Raw genomic sequence first — 15,405 nt, 5'->3', positions numbered from 1 at the left:
GGTGTTCGGCGGGGTGCGGGTTGTGGGTGGTTGCTCGCGCAGTTCCGCGCGCCCCTGAAGGGGCACGATCAGGATGGCGTATCGCCCCCCCGCCTCTGACGGGGCGCGGTGAAGCCGGCGTATCGCGCATGGCCCCGTGTCCTGACGGGGCGCGTCTACGCTGGCCCATGTGTACAAGGAACGGGCGTCTCGGCTTTCCGGTGCGGTCGTCTGGGTGAATACCCCTGGCGAGGGCGGATCGGGGCGTGTGCTGCCCGACGGGTGTATGGATCTGCTCTGGCACGAGGGGCGGCTGCTGGTCGCCGGGCCCGACACGCGCGCGTACGTCACCGAGGGCGCCCAGGGCCGGTGGGTGGGCCTCCGCTTCTACCCCGGTACCGCGCCCGCCGTCCTCGGCGTGCCGGCGTACGAACTGCTCGACCGGCGTGTGGAGCTGAGCGACCTCTGGCCGGCCTCCGTCGTACGGCGGCTGCGGGCCCGGGTAGGTGCCGCCGGTGATCCCGCCGCCGCGCTGGAGCAGATCGCCCTGGAGCGGCCCGTCCCGCCCGACCCGTCGCTGCGGCGGCTCGTCGAAGCGCTGGACGCGGGACGCCCGGTGGCGGCCACCGCCGACGAACTGGGCCTCGGCGCCCGCCAGTTGCACCGGCGCAGTCGCGCCGCCTTCGGCTACGGGCCCAAGACGCTCGCCCGGGTGCTCCGGATGCAGCGGGCCCTCTCGCTCGCCCGGGGCGGGGTCCCGCTCGCCGAGACCGCGGTCCGGGCGGGGTACGCGGATCAGCCCCATCTCTCCCGTGAGGTGCGGGAGCTGGCCGGGCTGCCGCTGACCGAGCTACTCGGGTAGCGGGGCGAACAGGTCGACGCCGTTGCCGTCGGGGTCGTGCACGGTGGCGTACCGCTGGCCCCAGAAGGCGTCCCACGGCTTGAGCTCGCCGTGGTACCCGGCGCCGACCAGGTCCTCGTAGACCGCGTCCACCTCGGCGGGCGACCCGCAGCGGAAGGCGAGCCCCGTCCGGCCGCCGCCGGCCGGCGGGCGCCAGGCCGGGTGGAAGGAGCGGACCGTCTCCTCGGTGTCCAGGGCGAGGGTGAGCCCGCCGGGCAACTCGGCCTCGACATGGGGCTGTTCCTCGGCGCCAGGCGGGAACTCCAGGCCCAGGCGGCGGTAGAAGGCGAGGGACGCGGTCAGGTCGGAGGCGACCAGGCCGATCACGGCGAATCGTGGAGTCATGGCGTCACCGTAGGCGGAGGGCCGGGCGCCGGTCTTGAAGGAATCGGACACCCGGCCGGAGGGCACGGCTCCCGCGGGGCCGGGGACGGTCGCGGACACGGCGAGCAGCGGGGCGACCGGAAAACCCGATGCCTGTGGAACGCCTGTGCGGCACGATGAGCGCATGATCCGTGCCGTGCGCGTTCTGCCGCCCCTGCTCCTCGCCGCCGCCCTGCTCGCCGGATGCGGTACCGAGAAGGCGGACTCCGGAGCCTCCGGCTCGCCCGCCGACCCGGCCGAACTCGCCGCCAAGGCCAAGGCGCTGGGCATGGACCCGGAGCTGGTCTATGTCACCGAGGCGCCGGGGTTCACCCTCGCCCAGCAGTCCGTCGGCGTGCAGGGCGACGACGGGTTCTCCGCCTCGTACGCGGACAAGACCGGCGCCGTCATCCATCTCTACACCGACCACCTGCGCTACGCCGGCCAGCACAAGTACGAGGTGACGGAGAAGGACTGCGTGGTGTGGCTCGAAGGCGAGGGCGGGGTCTCCGACGCCGTGCTGGGCAAGGCGGTGCGCGCGATCCACCGTCCCACCGCCGGCGAACTCGACACCCTGCTGCCCACGCCCGACCCGGCCTTCACCGACGACCAGCCGGTGCAGCGCGGCGACCTGCCGTCCAACGGCGACGGCGCCCCCGACAACAGCGTGCCGACGCCCGGCCTTTGAACCGTCGGCGGTCATGGGCGACCATGCGGCCATGGCCCCTCGACTGCTCCTCCACACCCGCACCACCGGCTACCGCCACGACTCGATCCCCGACGCCGTGGCGGCCGTACGGGAGTTCACCGACTTCGACGTCGACGCCACCGAGGACCCGGCCGCCCTCGAACAGCCGCTGGACGGGTACGCGGCCGTCGTCTTCCTCTCCACCAGCGGCGAGATCCTGACCCCGGCGGGCCGTGCCCGGCTGGCCGCCCACGTCGAGGCGGGCGGCGGCTTCGCCGGCGTGCACGCGGCGGCCTGCACCGAGTACGACTGGCCCTACTACGGCGAACTCCTCGGCGCCCGCTTCGAGCGCCACCCGGAGTACCAGCCCGGCCGGGCGCTCGTCGAGGACCACGACCATCCGGCGACCCGGCACCTGCCCGCCGTCTGGGACTTCACGGACGAGTGGTACGACTTCCGGGACAACCCGCGCGGCCGGGTACGGGTGCTGCTGCGCGCCGACGAGTCGTCGTACGACGGCGGCGCGACGGGGGACGACCATCCGCTGGCCTGGTGCCGCGAGCAGGGAGCCGGACGGGTGTTCTACACGGCACTGGGGCATGCCCGGGAGGCGTACCGGGATTCGGCCTTCCTGTCCCATCTGCACGGGGGTCTGGCCTGGGCCGCCCGGCTCGGCCAGTGACGTTTCTCCGGTGAACCCGATCCGCCATTGGGGTGAGTAAAGCTCGCGCACGGAGATAGTCACGTGCGTATCTAGACATGCTCTTGTCTTGGCAAAGGGCGTCGAGACGCGGAGGCCATCGAGCCGCCGCGCCACCCACCCACAGGAGGGGCCGGACCTTGACTTACGGGAAGAAGCTGCGCGAACAGATCGCCGGACCGGGGACCACCCCGTTGATCGGCGTGTATGACATGTACTCGGCATCGATCGCGGCCAAACACTACGACGGGATGTTCGTCTCCGGCTTCGGCTTCGCCGCGTCGTACTACGGCCTGCCGGACATCGGGTTCATCGCCTGGCCCGACATGGTGGCCTTCGTCCAGCGGCTGCGGGGCGCGTTCCCGCACCACCATCTCCTCGTCGACATCGACGACGGCTACGTCGACCCGGAGGTCGCCTGCCACGTCGTGGAGGGGCTGGAACGCATCGGCGCCTCCGGGGTGATCCTGGAGGACCAGAAGCGGCCCCGCCGCTGCGGGCACGCCGACGGCAAGCAGGTACTGCCCCTGGAGGAGTACCTGGACAAGCTGGAGAAGGTCCTGGCGACCCGACAGGACCTGCTCGTCGTGGCCCGTACGGACGCCACCGACGAGCACGACATCCTGCACCGCGCGGAGCGGCTGGCCGCCACCGACGCCGACGTGATCCTCGTCGACGGGGTCCGCAGCGAGGAGTGGATCCGCCGCATCCGCAAGGTCGTCGGCGACAAGCCGCTGCTCTTCAACCAGATCGGCGGCGGCAAGTCGCCCCGGCTCTCGCTCACCGAACTGGACGAACTCGGTGTCGACGTCGCCATCTACTCCACTCCCTGTCTGTTCGCCGCGCACGAGGCCATGGAGAGCGCGCTCGGCGAGCTCAAGGCGGCGGACGGCCGGCTCCCCGAGGTGGACGCGGCCGGTGGCGTCGGGGTCAAGGCGTCCACCACTCTGCTGGAACGCAACATCGCCCGGGAACGGCTCGACGAGCCCGAGGGTGTGGGCGTGTGAGGCGGTTACCGACGGCTGTGGCGGTCGCGGCGGCACTTCTCGGCGCGGCCGCGGTGCCCGCGTGCGCGGCCGGGAGCCTGATCACTGTGATCGACAACTCCAACGCGGACTCCATCCTGGAGGTGGACCGCACGGCGAACGTCCAGGCCGGGAGGGGGACGGCCGGCAGCGACCACGACGGCAGCGCCGTGGACGCGATCCAGGCACTGTTCGGTGAGCCGCCTCAGGACGACGACGACTGAAGGGCCGGCCGGTGGGGAACTGCGGGACCGGTGTGGCTGGTCGCGCAGTTCCTCCCCCAGCCTTCGGCCGGGGGTACTCCCGGCGCGCCTGACGGGGCGCTCCGTCTCAGTCCTCGTTCAGGTCCGGGCGGCCGTTCTCGTCCAGCTCCACGTCCTCCTTCGGGTCGTGCTCGTCGGTCGGCGCGGCCACCCTGGCGTGGTGCTGGGCCGGGGCGACGGTACGGGTGGTGGCCTGGGCGCTGCCCAGGACCGTGGTCACGGCGGCTGCGGCCAGGGCACAGGCCGCCGCGGTACGCAGGGTGAGTTTCATGCACTGGAAACGATCTTGAAGGGGCTCCGGTCACCCTCGTACGGCTGAACGGGCAGGCGGGGCGGCCGTACTCGCCCGCTCCACCAGCCGTGTCGACAGCTCGGTCCGGGTGCCCTCCGGACGGTCCCCGTGCATCAGCCGCACCAGCAGCCGCAGCGCGGTCGCCGCCATCTCCGCGAGCGGCTGGCGGACCGTGGTCAGCGCCGGGGTGCCCCAGCGCGCCTCGGGCAGATCGTCGAAGCCGACCACACTGATGTCGTCCGGCACCCGCAGCCCGCGCTCGGCGAGCGCCGAGTACACCCCGAGCGCCATCCGGTCCGAGCAGACGAACACGGCGGTCGGCGGCTCCGGCAGGTCGAGCAGCTCGTGCATACGATGCCGGGCCGTGCCCTCGTCGAAGCTCGCGTGCCGGACGTACTCGCCGCGATGGCGCAGCCCGGCCGAGGCGAGCGCCGAACGGTAGCCGGCCACTCGGGCGCCGCTGCACATCCTGCGCCGGTTGCCGGCGATCACCGCGATCCGCTCATGGCCGAGCGAGAGCAGATGCTCGGTCGCGGACACACCGCCCTGCCAGTTCGCGGCCCCGACCGACACGACTCCCGCCGGGGGTTCATGGACGGGGTCGAGCAGCACGTACGGGATGCGGTGGTGGTCCAGCCAGGCGTACTGCGACTGCGTCAGCTCGGCCAGGTTGAACAGCACCCCGGAGGAGCCGCGCGCGGTGAGCTTGTCCAGCCAGCCGCGCTCCGGCCGGCCGGCCCGCGTCCGGGTCAGCCCCGCCGACACCACGACCTCAAGACCGGCCTCGTACGCCGCCTCCTCCACCCCGTGCAGCACCGCGCCCGACCATGAGCTGTCCAGCGCGTGCACGACCAGGTCGATCAGGGCGGGGGCCTTCGCCGCGTCGAACCGCGGCCTGCGGACGTAGCCGAGCCGTTCGAGGGCCTCGGTGACCCGGCGGCGGGTCTCGGGGGCCACGTCGTCACGGCCGTTGACCACCTTCGACGCGGTCGGTACGGAGACGCCGGCTTCGCGGGCCACCACCGCCAGCGTAGGACCGGCCGCCGCCACGCTCGTACCCCCGGCACGGACCATGGGGAACCGCCTCTCCGGCCCGCCCTTGGGCCAACGAAGGTGACGAAAGTTGCGACCAACGCCACCTCCGCGGTCTGCGTGCAAGCCGTGGAGTAAGCGCTTCCTACGATAGGTGCGCGTCAACTCGGCGTGAAGACCTGGGAATTCGCGGGATCATTCCCGGCGGCGCTTTCGAAACTTCGAACAGGGGCGGTCGGATCAGGCGGGTCTGCAGGTGACTCGGAAATCGGTGAAGTCGGCGGTGAAGGACGCGTCGACGAGGTCCACGGCGTGGATCGCGGCCAGGGCGCCGGTGAAGCGGAGACGGGAGCCGTGGTCGTCGGAGAGGCGGGTGAAGTCGAGGGGCGGGCCGATGGGGGAGCGGGCGCCGCCGGTGAGGTGCCAGAACCGGGCGTCGGCGCCGTCGACGGTGACGCCGAGGGTGAGCGGGGTGGCCGTGTCGACTTCCTTTTCGGATACGCGGTGGGTTTCGTTCTCGTCCCGTGCGGTCAGGGCGAGGACCGTTCGGCCGGTGTGCTGCCACTGCTGACCGTGCTGGGTTTCGCCCTCTGGTTCCGACCAGGTGAGGTCCAGGGCGTAGTAGGCCGAGGTGTTGTACCAGAGGAGCAGGCCGGCGGACTGGGTGAAGGTGGACGGGGTCGCGTGGAGGGTGACCTGGGCCTCGGTGTGGTGCTCGGTGATGCGGCGGGCCAGGAGGTGGTGGGACCAGAGGGAGTCGGGGCCGTGGTGGCCGCGGAGGCGCAGCCAGCCGGGGCGGGTGGATCTGTCGATCCAGATGGGGGATGCGGGGGAGCGGAGGGTGTACCAGGGTTGTTCGCCGGGTGTGGGTGGGTGGGGGCTTGTCGCGCTCACGCGGCGGTCGCCGCATATCGAATGCCGCCCCGCGCCCCTGAAAGCAGGGCGCTGCGGTTCAGGTATCTCGACCGTGATCGCCGGACGGGAATCCCCGTGCCGGAGTCTCGGCCAGCCCTCCGTGTCCCACGTCACCGCCTGGATCGCCGTCTCCCGGCCGAGCGGGCACCGTGGGCCTTCCGGTGTCTTCAGCGGGCGTGCCGTCAGGTGGCTCAAGTACCAGTCGCCCTCCGGGGTCTCCACCAACTCCGCGTGTCCCGCCTTCTGCAACGGCCACTCGGGGTCGTCCCGGGCCGTCAGCAGTGGCCGTTCGTCCAGCTCGTACGGGCCCGTGGGATTCCTGCTGCGGGCCACCCGCACCCCGTGCTCGAACCCTGTACCGCCCTCCGCCAGCACCAGCAGGTACCAGCCGTCCCGCTTCAGCAGCTTCGGGCCCTCGATCAACCGGTCGTGCTGGAGGAGGAGTCGGGTGGGGGCGACGGGGGCGAGCGTCACCCGGTCCAGTTCCGTGGCGACGATCCCCGCGAAGCGTCGGCCGCCCGGGCGGTGGTCGTTCTGGAGGTTGAGGAGCCAGAGGCGGTCCTCCTCGTGGTGGAGCGCGGGGTCGAAGCCGTGGCTCGGGACGCGGCGCGGGGGGCTCCAGGGGCCGGACACCTCCGTGGCCGTACTGACGTAGGTGTCCGCGTCGAAGTACGGGGTGCCGACCGAGCGGACGATCGAGTAGACCACCCAGAAGCGCTCGCCGTCCCAGCTCAGCGAAGGGGCCCAGATGCCGCCCGAGTCGGGGACGCCGGCCAGGGAGCCGCCGGGGGCCGCGCCCTCGACATGGCCCGCGTACTCCCAGTGGGCCATGTCGCGGGAGCGGTGGATCGGGATCGTCGGGAACCACTCGAAGGAGCTGGTCGCCAGGTAGAACCAGTCGCCGGCCCGGACCAGGGAGGGGTCGGGGGCGAAGCCGCGGATCACCGGGTTGTGGAGCACGGTCACTTGAGGGCTCCCAGGGTGACGCCGGTGCGCCAGTAGCGGCGCATCGCGATCATCATGACGGCCATCGGGACGATGGAGAGCAGGGCGCCGGTGAGGACCAGGCCGGTCAGGTCGACCCCGGATTCGAGCCGCTTGCCGGACCAGTTGTACAGGCCCAGGTTCAGGGTCCAGTTCTCCTCGCCGCGCAGCATGGTGAGGGGGAGGAAGAAGGCGTTCCAGGTGTTGACGAAGGCCAGGAGGAAGACCGTGGCCCCTCCTGTCGTCATCATGCGCAGGACGATCGAGAAGAAGATGCGCAGCTCGCCCGCTCCGTCGATGCGGGCGGCCTCCAGGAGTTCGAAGGGGACCGTGGCCTCCGTGTAGACCTTGGCGAGGTAGACGCTGAACGGGTTGATCAGGCAGGGGATCAGCATCGCCCAGGGCGTGTCCACCAGGCCGATCTTCGAGAAGAGGAGGTAGAGGGGGAGGGTGAGCAGGGCGATGGGGACCAGGAAGGAGCCGACCACGCAGGCGAACACCACGCCCCGGCCCGGGAACTGGAAGCGGGCCAGGCCGTAGCCCGTGGCGAGGGCGATGAGCGTGCCGCCGAGCGAGCCGACCCCCGCGTAGAGGAAGGAGTTGGCGGTCCAGCGCAGGAAGATGCCGTCCTCGTAGGTGAACAGCTGGCGCAGGTTGTCCCACAGGTGCCAGCCGGAGAACCAGAGGCCGTTGCTCTGGTAGAGGGCGGTGCGGTCCTTGGTCGCGGCGACCGTCAGCCACCACAGCGGGAACAGGCTGTAGGCGCTGGCCAGGGCGAGACCGACGAGGAGGAAGCGCTGGCCGCCTCGTGAACGGGCCGCCGGGTCAGGCCTGTTGATGCGACGGACGGGGTGGCTCCGCGTCCGCTCCTCGGTGAGCGCCATCAGTCGGCCTCCTTCGAGGTCAGCCGGTAGAAGAGGAAGGAGGCGACGCCGAGGATCAGGGCCAGCAGCACCGAGAGGGCGGCCGCGTAGTGGTAGTTGCCCGCGTTGAACGCCTGGTTGTAGATCACCATGATCGGCGTGAAGCTGTCGCTCACCGTCTGGGGCGTGACATTGCGGAACAGGGCCGGCTCGTTGAAGATCTGGAGCATCTGGATGATCGACAGCATGCCGGTGAGGACCAACGCCCCGCGTACGTAGGGGACTTTGATGCTGAGGGCGATACGGCGCTCCGAGGCGCCGTCCAGCCGGGCCGCCTCGAAGAGCTCGCGGGGCACACCTTGCAGCGCCGCGTAGATGATCACCATGTTGTAGCCGATGCCGTGCCAGGTCAGCAGGTTGCCGATGGACGGCCACACCATCGACGGCGCGAAGAAGTTCCAGGACAGTCCGAACGCCTTGCCCAGCGGGGTGAGCGGGCCGACGTCCGGACTGTAGAGGTTGATCCAGACGATCGCCGCGACCACGCCGGGGATCATGTACGGCACCAGCAGCAGCACCCGGAAGCGGCCCGCCGTCCGGGACGCGAGCGCGTCCAGGAAGAGTGCGAGAAGCAGGCTGACCAGCAGCATCACCGGGATCTGCACGCAGGCGAACACGAGCACGCGGAACACGGAGTCGAGGAAAGCCGAATCCGTCAGGCCCTGCCGGTAGTTGGCCAGGCCGGAGAACTCGTCCGTGGTGCCGCCGAGGCCGAGGCCGGACGACCGCGAGCGGTACAGCGACTGGTGGACGGCGTACCCGATCGGGACCAGGTAGAGGAAGACGAAGCCGAGTTGGAAGGGCAGGGTGAAGGCGGCGCCCTTCCAGCGCTGCGAACGGACCATCCGTGCCGCCTCAGCCCTTGACGCTGATGCCGCGGGACTTCAGGTCGCCCACTGTCCACTCCTGCATGTGGGCGAGGAGGTCGGTGACCTTCTGCTGCTTGCTGACCACCTTCGCCCAGCCGTTCTGCAGCTCGGTGAACATGGCCGTCCAGTCGGGGCCGAAGGTCCAGTCGGTGGTGACGTCGGCCAGGCTGTCGGTGACGACCTTCTTCGCCGGGGTGTAGTTCGGGCCGAGCAGTTTCTGCGAGATCGCCTCGTCGACGTAGGCGCTGCTGTCGGCCAGCGCGGGCATCACCCCGTTGCCGGTGGTCGGGCTCGCCATCGTCTTCACCGCGCCGGAATCGGTCGACATCCACAACGCGGCCTCGGCGGCCTGCTGTTGGTGGGCGCACTGCTTGGTGACGAGGGTGACGCTGCCGGTGAGGTTGGTGCCGGCCGGGGTCTTCGCGGGCTCGCCGGTGAAGGCGGGCCAGGGGGCCAGGGCCCACTTGCCGAAGGACTTGGTGAAGTTCTGCACCATGCCGGCCATCTGCCAGGTGGAGATCTGCCGGGTCGCGGTCCCGCCGTTGTCGTAGTTCCGCTGGACGGCCGCGTAGTCGGCGAACGACAGCTTGGAGTCGAGGTCGTTGTCGATGATCTGCTGGATCACGTCGGCGGCCTTCAGGGTGCCCGCGTCCTGGAAGTCGACCTTCCAGGAGTCGCCGTCGATCGCGTACCAGTGGGCGCCGGCCTGCATGGCGAGCACTTCGAGGGTGCTGGGGTCCTCACCGGCGTAGTTGGTGATCTTGATGCCGTGCTTCTTCAGCACCTTGCCGGCCGCGATGAACTCGTCCCAGGTGGTGGGGGCCTCGATGCCGTACTTCTGGAAGATGTCGGTGCGGTAGACGGTGAAGTTCGGCGAGGAGCTGGTGGGGACGCCGTAGAGCTTGCCCTGCACCTGGGCGGCCGACCAGGAGCCCGGGTTGAACTTGTCCCTGGCCGGGTCGACGTACTTCGTGATGTCGGCGAGGGCGCCCTGGGCGACCCAGCTCGTCACGTACTCGGCGGTGTTCTGCACCAGGCAGGGCGCGTTGCCCGCCTTCACCGCGTTGGTGAGCTGCTTCTGCATGGTCAGCTGGTCGGTCACCTTCGTGTACTTCAGCCGGACGTCCTTGTGGGAGGCGTTGAACGCCTTCACCACGGCCTCCTGGCCGTTCGCCCAGCCCCAGAAGGGCAGGGTGACCGGGCCGGAGGCCGAGTCGGAGCCGCCGGAGCCGGAGCCCGATCCGCCGCAGGCGGAGAGCAGACCCGTCAGTGCGAGGCCCGCGATCGCGGCGCGGACCAACCTGGTGGAGTTCATCAGACCGTGTTCCTTCGGAGGTGGGCGCTCTCGGCGAAGAGGGCGGCGGCTCGGCAGTGCCTTAGAAACCGGTTTCCACGAGACGGTAGGACGGTCCGCCCGCTCCCAGCAAGGGGTATGAGCCGGAATCTTTCGATGTGCGGTCGGCCGAACGGCTCGTGAGCAGCAACCGGTACACAAGGGCAACCGGTTGCCGCCGAACGGTTTTCGAAAGTTCGTCACCCCCCTTGACGATGCCTCCGTACGGGTCGAAGCTCCCCTCACCGCTCATAGCAACCGGTTGCCAACCAGAGCCGACACTCGGTCACCTCGTTCCAGAGAGTGGGTAGTTCATGCAGACGCACGCCCGTGCCCCGGTCAGCCGGCGCCGTTTTCTCGCCCTGTCGGCCGCCGGCGCCTCGGCCGGAGCGGCGTCGCTCGGCGGCTGTGCGCTCCAGGTGTCCACCGGGGTGAGCAGCTCGGGCGAGACCGTCACCATGATGGTCAAGGCCGACGACCTCAGCCCCGACCTGGTCCAGCAGGCCAAGAAGGAAACCGGCGTCACGATCAAGCGGGTGGACTACGACATCACCAAGCTGATCGCGATGCTCACCAGCGGCAACCCGCCGGACCTGGTGCGCGGTGTCGGGGCCGTGGACGCGGCGTACTTCGCGGCACGGGACGTGATGCAGGAGCTGGACGACTACTTCGCCGGGAGCAGCGTCCTCAGGCTCGACGACCTGGACCCCGTCAACGACCTGTGGCGCTACGACGGCAAGTTCCAGGGCAGGGGCCCCCGTTACGGCATGGCGAAGGACTTCTCCCAGGACTCCATGTTCTGGTTCAACACCGCCGCCTTCGACAAGAAGAACGTCACCTACCCGTCGGAGACCGAGCCCGTCACCTTCGACGAGTGGCTGGACGACGCCCGGCGGCTCGCCCAGCGCTCCAAGGGCCAGACGACCGTCTTCGGCGGCAGCTACAACGGCCTGGTCAAGCTCACCCTCATGGCGACCATGACCGCCTCCGCCGGCGGCAGCCTCTTCAGCGACGACTTCTCCCAGGTCGACTTCACCACCCCCGAGGCCCGCAAGGCGCTGGCCTGGTACCTCGACTACTGCAGGCTCAAGGTCGGGCCCAGCCCGGTCCTGCCCGACCCCAACGGCTGGGACGGGCCGACCTACCAGGCCGGACGGCTGGCCATGTCGAACTCCGGCTACTGGATGGGCGGCATGATCGGCACCGACAAGAAGCTGGCACAGGTCTCCCGGCTCGCTCCCGCCCCCGTCTTCGCGGGCGGCCCGCGCATCAGCGCCTGCCAGGGCGGAACCGGCCTGTGGATGCCACGGAAGGCGAAGAACAAGGACGCCGCGTGGCGGGTCTTCGAGTGGTTCTTCGGCGAGGCACCGGCCAAGGCGCGCGCCTCCAGTGGCTGGGGCATCCCCACCCTGAAGTCCCTGCGACCGCTGATGCCGGCCAAGGAGGAGTACCAGAAACGGACCTTGAAGGCACAGGAGAACGAGCTCCGGCACTTCTCGGTGGTCTCCCTGTCGCCCTACATCTCGGGGGACGCCTTCGAGGCGCTCTTCAACCAGGTCGCCACGCCCGCGATGACGGGCGGGATCTCCGTCGACACCGTTGCCGGGCGCCTGAACTCGTCCATCAACCAGCAGCTCAAGCGTGGGAAGGAGCAAGTGGGATGACGGTCGATCAGGTCTCCTCCGTCGCCGGACGGCCGAGTGCGACCGCGGGTGCCGGCCGGACCGGTTCCGCCGAGCGCACCGGGCCCTCGATGACGGTCCGCAGGCACCGCGCCTTCTACCTGTTCACCTCCCCGTGGATCATCGGGTTCGCGCTGCTGACCATCACACCGATGGCCTACGCGCTGTGGCTGAGCTTCACCACGTACGACGGGATCTCACCGAACTGGCACTACGTCGGCCTCGGCAACTACCGCGAGCTGATGGGCGATTCGGCGACCTGGGACGCCCTGGGCCGGGCGGGCCTGTTCGCGCTTCTCTCGGTGCCGCTGTCGATCGTCGCCGGGCTCGCACTCGCCGTACTGGTCAACCGGCCGATCAGGGGACGCGGGCTCTTCCGCACCCTGCTCTATCTGCCGGCCGTGGTGCCCCCGGTGGGCGCGGGCATCGCCTTCAAGAACCTCTTCGACCAGAACTCCGGCGCCGCCAACGGGGTTCTGACCTTCTTCGGCTTCGAAGCGATCGGCTGGCTGGCCGACCCGTACGCCCGCTACGTCCTCGTCATGACGGTCCTCTGGGCGGCCGGCAACATCATGATCATCTCGTTGGCGGGGCTCCAGGACGTGCCCCGCGAGCTCCACGAGGCGGCCCGCATCGACGGGGCGAGCGCCTGGCGGACCTTCCGCAGCATCACCGTGCCGCTGCTGTCGCCGGTGCTGCTCTTCCAGACCGTGACCGGGGTGATCGCCTCGGTGCAGACCATCATGCCGATGCTGCTGGCCCCCATCTCCACCACGGGCGGCCTCACCACGATCCCGCAGTCCAACTACACGTACATGATCCACGTGTTCTCGGAGTACTTCGCGCTCGGCCGCTACGGATACGCCTCCGCACTGCTGTGGGTGCTCTTCGTCCTGATCCTCATCGCGACCGGACTCATCTTCAGGTTCACCTCCGGCGTGGTGTTCTACAACGTCGACCCGGAGGCGAAGAAGTGACCGCCACCAGCGTGAACCCCAAGTCCCCGGCCCGGCTGCGGATACGCGTCAACCGGCTCGTCCTCTACACGGTCCTCGTCGGCGTCACCGGCCTGTTCCTCGGGCCGTTCGGCTGGCTGGTCCTCACCGGCCTCAAGGCCCCGGCCGAACTGGCCGCCGCCCCCGTGCACTGGCTGCCCACCCACTTCCAGTGGCACAACTTCGCCGACGCCTACCGGCTCATCGACTTCCTCGGCTACGCCCGCAACTCCCTGATCATCGCGACGATCTACGCGACCCTCGTCACCCTCAGCTCCGCCTGGGTCGGCTTCGGCTTCGCCCGGCTGACCGCACCCGGCAAGAAGATCCTGTTCGGCATCCTCATCGGCTCGATGATGCTGCCCCAGATGATCACCCTGCTGCCGACCTACCTGATCTTCGCCAAGCTCGGCATGGTCGACACCTACTGGCCCTGGGTGCTGTGGGGCCTGTCGTCCGCCCCCTACCTGGTCTTCCTCTTCCGGCAGTTCTTCGCCGGCCTGCCCCGCGAACTGGAGGAGGCGGCCATCGTCGACGGCTGCGGATACGCCGGGATGTTCTGGCGGATCTTCCTGCCGCAGTCCTGGCCGGTGCTCTCCGCGAGCTTCGTCATCGCCTTCACCTGGACCTGGGGCGACTACATCGCGCCGCAGCTCCTGCTGTCCACCGACCGCTCCACCCTCGCGGTCGCCGTGATGACCACCTATGTCTCCTCGGCCGGCACCCCCATCACCAACCTCCAGGCCGCCGCCTCCGTGATGTACGTCGTCCCCATCCTGCTGGTCTTCCTCGTCGCCCAGCGCGGCTTCGTCGCCGGCCTGTCGACGTCCGGCCTCAAGTAGCCCGCACCGCCGACCTGTTGCAAGGAGTCAGAGATGAACGCACCCTTCTCCCGCCGTACCGCCCTGCAAGCGGCCGGAGTCACCGCGCTCGCCGCGGGACTGTCCGGCGGGCTGACCGCCGGCGCCGCCCACGCGGAGACCCGCAACTCCGCACGGAGGCTCGTCACCTACCCCCGCCCGGCCGCCGTACCGACCAACACCAGTTTCCAGGTGCGGGTGCGCACCGCCCCCGACGGCGACTGGCAGACCCTGGACATCTACCGCCCCCAGTTCGAGGAGATCAACCCGGCCACCGGCTCCGGCAAGGTCTACAACTCCTCCCTGGTCTACTTCGACTTCCGGGGCTCCGTCGAAGTCGAGGTGACCTACCTCAAGGGCGGCACCACCAAGGCCCGGGTGAGACCGGACTCGTACGGCATCACGCCCGAACTCCTCGGCGACGCCCTGCGGTTCACCCTCGACGAGCCGAAGGACCTGGTCGTCCAGATCAACGACGAGATCTTCGACTGCCTGCACGTCGTCACCAACCGGATCGAGCACCGCCCGCCGGCCGCCGACGACCCCGACGTCATCTACTTCGGCCCCGGCGTGCAGACCGTCACCGGCGGCGTCCTCACCGTCCCCAGCGGCAAGACCGTCTACCTCGCCGGCGGCGCCGTCCTCAAGGCGACCGTCTACTTCAAGGACGTCGAGAGGGCCGCCCTCAAAGGCCACGGCATGATCTGGGCCGGTCCGGGCGGGGGCGTGCTCTGCGAGGGCAGCAAGCACATCCGGGTCGAGGACGTCATCATCATGAACCCGGGCGGCTACATCACCACCCTCGGCGAGGCCAAGAGTGTCCACATCAAGAAGGTGCGCGGCTTCAGCTCGCGCGGCAACGGCGACGGCATCGACATCTTCTCCTCCAGCGACGTCGTCCTCGACGGCTGCTTCCTGCGCAACTCCGACGACTGCATCGCCATCTACGCCCACCGCTGGGACTACTACGGCGACACCCGCAACATCACCGTGCAGAACTGCTCGCTGTGGGCCGACGTCGCCCATCCGATCAACATCGGCACGCACGGCAACACCGACGCCCCGGAGACGATCGAGAACCTGGTCATCAGGAACATCGACATCCTCGACCACCGCGAACCCCAGATGAACTACCAGGGCTGCATCGCGCTCAACCCCGGCGACTCCAACCTCATCAGGAACGTGCGCATCGAGGACGTCCGGATCGAGGACTTCCGCTGGGGCCAGGTCATCTACATGAAGGTCATGTACAACACGAAGTACAACACCTCGGTCGGCCGCGGCATCGAGGACGTCTACGTCAAGAACCTCACCTACACCGGCACCCACGCCGAACCCTCGCTCCTCCTCGGCTACGACGCCGACCACGCCATCACGAACGTCACCTTCGAGAACCTGGTGATCAACGGGGTCGTCATCGCCGACTCGATGAAGAAGCCGAGCTGGTACTACACCACCGACACCATCCAGTGGTTCTCCAACGAGCACGTGACGAACCTGAAGTTCCTCACCACCGCCGAGGCGGAGGCGGCCGCCCAGTGACCCCGCTCAGCCGTCGTTCCCTGCTGAAGTCCTCCGGCGCCCTGCTGCTCGCCGCGGGC

At 69.6% G+C, this 15,405-nt stretch carries 16 protein-coding genes; 9 read left to right on the top strand and 7 right to left on the bottom strand.

What is annotated here, in order from left to right; all coding sequences use genetic code 11:
- The first annotated feature begins 169 nt into the window (after positions 1 to 169).
- Positions 170 to 841 carry a helix-turn-helix domain-containing protein gene (locus tag ACFWXC_RS17130; protein ID WP_384479433.1) on the top strand — a complete coding sequence of 224 codons (672 nt, stop codon included), beginning with the start codon at positions 170 to 172 and terminating at the stop codon, positions 839 to 841.
- Here ACFWXC_RS17130 and ACFWXC_RS17125 read toward each other — a convergent pair.
- Positions 830 to 1,225, bottom strand: coding sequence for a VOC family protein (locus ACFWXC_RS17125; protein ID WP_384479431.1), 396 nt, complete (start codon positions 1,223 to 1,225; stop codon positions 830 to 832). The two genes, ACFWXC_RS17130 and ACFWXC_RS17125, sit on opposite strands and share 12 nt — an antisense overlap.
- Before the next feature lie 163 nt (positions 1,226 to 1,388).
- Between ACFWXC_RS17125 and ACFWXC_RS17120 the strand changes: the two genes are divergently transcribed.
- The 4 genes from ACFWXC_RS17120 to ACFWXC_RS17105 all read left to right on the top strand — a co-directional run bounded on the left by ACFWXC_RS17120 (position 1,389) and on the right by ACFWXC_RS17105 (position 3,880).
- Positions 1,389 to 1,931 carry a membrane lipoprotein gene (locus tag ACFWXC_RS17120; protein WP_384479429.1) on the top strand — a complete coding sequence of 181 codons (543 nt, stop codon included), beginning with the start codon at positions 1,389 to 1,391 and terminating at the stop codon, positions 1,929 to 1,931.
- Between the two features lie 31 nt (positions 1,932 to 1,962).
- Positions 1,963 to 2,613 carry a ThuA domain-containing protein gene (locus ACFWXC_RS17115; protein ID WP_384479427.1) on the top strand — a complete coding sequence of 217 codons (651 nt, stop codon included), beginning with the start codon at positions 1,963 to 1,965 and terminating at the stop codon, positions 2,611 to 2,613.
- Between the two features lie 158 nt (positions 2,614 to 2,771).
- The gene (locus tag ACFWXC_RS17110; protein ID WP_351729279.1) at positions 2,772 to 3,638 is read left to right on the top strand and encodes an isocitrate lyase/PEP mutase family protein; all 867 of its coding nucleotides are present in this window, start codon (positions 2,772 to 2,774) and stop codon (positions 3,636 to 3,638) included.
- The gene (locus ACFWXC_RS17105) at positions 3,635 to 3,880 is read left to right on the top strand and encodes a hypothetical protein (protein WP_384479426.1); all 246 of its coding nucleotides are present in this window, start codon (positions 3,635 to 3,637) and stop codon (positions 3,878 to 3,880) included. The genes ACFWXC_RS17110 and ACFWXC_RS17105 overlap by 4 nt, the downstream gene beginning before the upstream one ends.
- 106 nt (positions 3,881 to 3,986) lie before the next feature.
- Here the strand turns inward: ACFWXC_RS17105 and ACFWXC_RS17100 are convergent, their stop codons facing one another.
- The 6 genes from ACFWXC_RS17100 to ACFWXC_RS17075 all read right to left on the bottom strand — a co-directional run bounded on the left by ACFWXC_RS17100 (position 3,987) and on the right by ACFWXC_RS17075 (position 10,249).
- Positions 3,987 to 4,190, bottom strand: coding sequence for a hypothetical protein (locus ACFWXC_RS17100; RefSeq protein WP_384479424.1), 204 nt, complete (start codon positions 4,188 to 4,190; stop codon positions 3,987 to 3,989).
- Positions 4,191 to 4,220: 30 nt separating this feature from the next.
- Positions 4,221 to 5,285, bottom strand: coding sequence for a LacI family DNA-binding transcriptional regulator (locus ACFWXC_RS17095; protein ID WP_384479422.1), 1,065 nt, complete (start codon positions 5,283 to 5,285; stop codon positions 4,221 to 4,223).
- 198 nt (positions 5,286 to 5,483) lie between these two features.
- Complete coding sequence (locus ACFWXC_RS17090; protein WP_384479420.1) at positions 5,484 to 7,124, bottom strand: family 43 glycosylhydrolase; 1,641 nt, start codon at positions 7,122 to 7,124, stop codon at positions 5,484 to 5,486.
- A complete protein-coding gene (locus ACFWXC_RS17085; RefSeq protein WP_384479418.1) occupies positions 7,121 to 8,026 on the bottom strand; it encodes a carbohydrate ABC transporter permease in 906 nt (301 codons plus the stop codon). Before ACFWXC_RS17085 ends, ACFWXC_RS17090 begins: the two co-directional genes overlap by 4 nt.
- The gene (locus ACFWXC_RS17080; RefSeq protein ID WP_384479416.1) at positions 8,026 to 8,910 is read right to left on the bottom strand and encodes a carbohydrate ABC transporter permease; all 885 of its coding nucleotides are present in this window, start codon (positions 8,908 to 8,910) and stop codon (positions 8,026 to 8,028) included. The genes ACFWXC_RS17085 and ACFWXC_RS17080 overlap by 1 nt, the downstream gene beginning before the upstream one ends.
- A gap of 10 nt (positions 8,911 to 8,920) precedes the next feature.
- Positions 8,921 to 10,249: an ABC transporter substrate-binding protein gene (locus ACFWXC_RS17075; protein WP_384479414.1), complete on the bottom strand. Its 1,329-nt coding sequence runs from the start codon at positions 10,247 to 10,249 to the stop codon at positions 8,921 to 8,923.
- A 332-nt stretch (positions 10,250 to 10,581) separates the two neighbouring features.
- Between ACFWXC_RS17075 and ACFWXC_RS17070 the strand changes: the two genes are divergently transcribed.
- Genes ACFWXC_RS17070 through ACFWXC_RS17055 form a run of 4 tightly spaced genes read left to right on the top strand, consistent with a single transcriptional unit; the run spans position 10,582 to position 15,346 of the window.
- Positions 10,582 to 11,931, top strand: a complete 1,350-nt coding sequence (locus ACFWXC_RS17070; RefSeq protein WP_384479412.1) for an extracellular solute-binding protein — start codon at positions 10,582 to 10,584, stop codon at positions 11,929 to 11,931.
- A complete protein-coding gene (locus ACFWXC_RS17065) occupies positions 11,928 to 12,926 on the top strand; it encodes a carbohydrate ABC transporter permease (RefSeq protein ID WP_384479410.1) in 999 nt (332 codons plus the stop codon). The genes ACFWXC_RS17070 and ACFWXC_RS17065 overlap by 4 nt, the downstream gene beginning before the upstream one ends.
- The gene (locus ACFWXC_RS17060; RefSeq protein ID WP_384479408.1) at positions 12,923 to 13,786 is read left to right on the top strand and encodes a carbohydrate ABC transporter permease; all 864 of its coding nucleotides are present in this window, start codon (positions 12,923 to 12,925) and stop codon (positions 13,784 to 13,786) included. The genes ACFWXC_RS17065 and ACFWXC_RS17060 overlap by 4 nt, the downstream gene beginning before the upstream one ends.
- A gap of 33 nt (positions 13,787 to 13,819) precedes the next feature.
- Positions 13,820 to 15,346: a glycosyl hydrolase family 28 protein gene (locus ACFWXC_RS17055; protein WP_384479406.1), complete on the top strand. Its 1,527-nt coding sequence runs from the start codon at positions 13,820 to 13,822 to the stop codon at positions 15,344 to 15,346.
- The last annotated feature ends 59 nt before the right edge of the window (positions 15,347 to 15,405 follow it).

This window comes from Streptomyces sp. NPDC058683, from assembly GCF_042716195.1.
GTDB lineage: Bacteria > Actinomycetota > Actinomycetes > Streptomycetales > Streptomycetaceae > Streptomyces.
The sequence above is the reverse complement of the archived record's forward strand: the minus strand, read 5'-3'. Positions and strand labels throughout refer to the sequence as shown.

Bases quoted from the DNA above. Each gene is read 5' to 3' on its own strand.
- ACFWXC_RS17085 (WP_384479418.1), bottom strand. From the start codon at position 8,026: ATGGCGCTCACCGAGGAGCGGACGCGGAGCCACCCCGTCCGTCGCATC.
- ACFWXC_RS17080 (WP_384479416.1), bottom strand. From the start codon at position 8,910: ATGGTCCGTTCGCAGCGCTGGAAGGGCGCCGCCTTCACCCTGCCCTTC.
- ACFWXC_RS17125 (WP_384479431.1), bottom strand. From the start codon at position 1,225: ATGACTCCACGATTCGCCGTGATCGGCCTGGTCGCCTCCGACCTGACC.
- ACFWXC_RS17120 (WP_384479429.1), top strand. From the start codon at position 1,389: ATGATCCGTGCCGTGCGCGTTCTGCCGCCCCTGCTCCTCGCCGCCGCC.
- ACFWXC_RS17115 (WP_384479427.1), top strand. From the start codon at position 1,963: ATGGCCCCTCGACTGCTCCTCCACACCCGCACCACCGGCTACCGCCAC.
- ACFWXC_RS17055 (WP_384479406.1), top strand. From the start codon at position 13,820: ATGAACGCACCCTTCTCCCGCCGTACCGCCCTGCAAGCGGCCGGAGTC.
- ACFWXC_RS17100 (WP_384479424.1), bottom strand. From the start codon at position 4,190: ATGAAACTCACCCTGCGTACCGCGGCGGCCTGTGCCCTGGCCGCAGCC.
- ACFWXC_RS17095 (WP_384479422.1), bottom strand. From the start codon at position 5,285: ATGGTCCGTGCCGGGGGTACGAGCGTGGCGGCGGCCGGTCCTACGCTG.
- ACFWXC_RS17070 (WP_384479412.1), top strand. From the start codon at position 10,582: ATGCAGACGCACGCCCGTGCCCCGGTCAGCCGGCGCCGTTTTCTCGCC.
- ACFWXC_RS17075 (WP_384479414.1), bottom strand. From the start codon at position 10,249: ATGAACTCCACCAGGTTGGTCCGCGCCGCGATCGCGGGCCTCGCACTG.
- ACFWXC_RS17065 (WP_384479410.1), top strand. From the start codon at position 11,928: ATGACGGTCGATCAGGTCTCCTCCGTCGCCGGACGGCCGAGTGCGACC.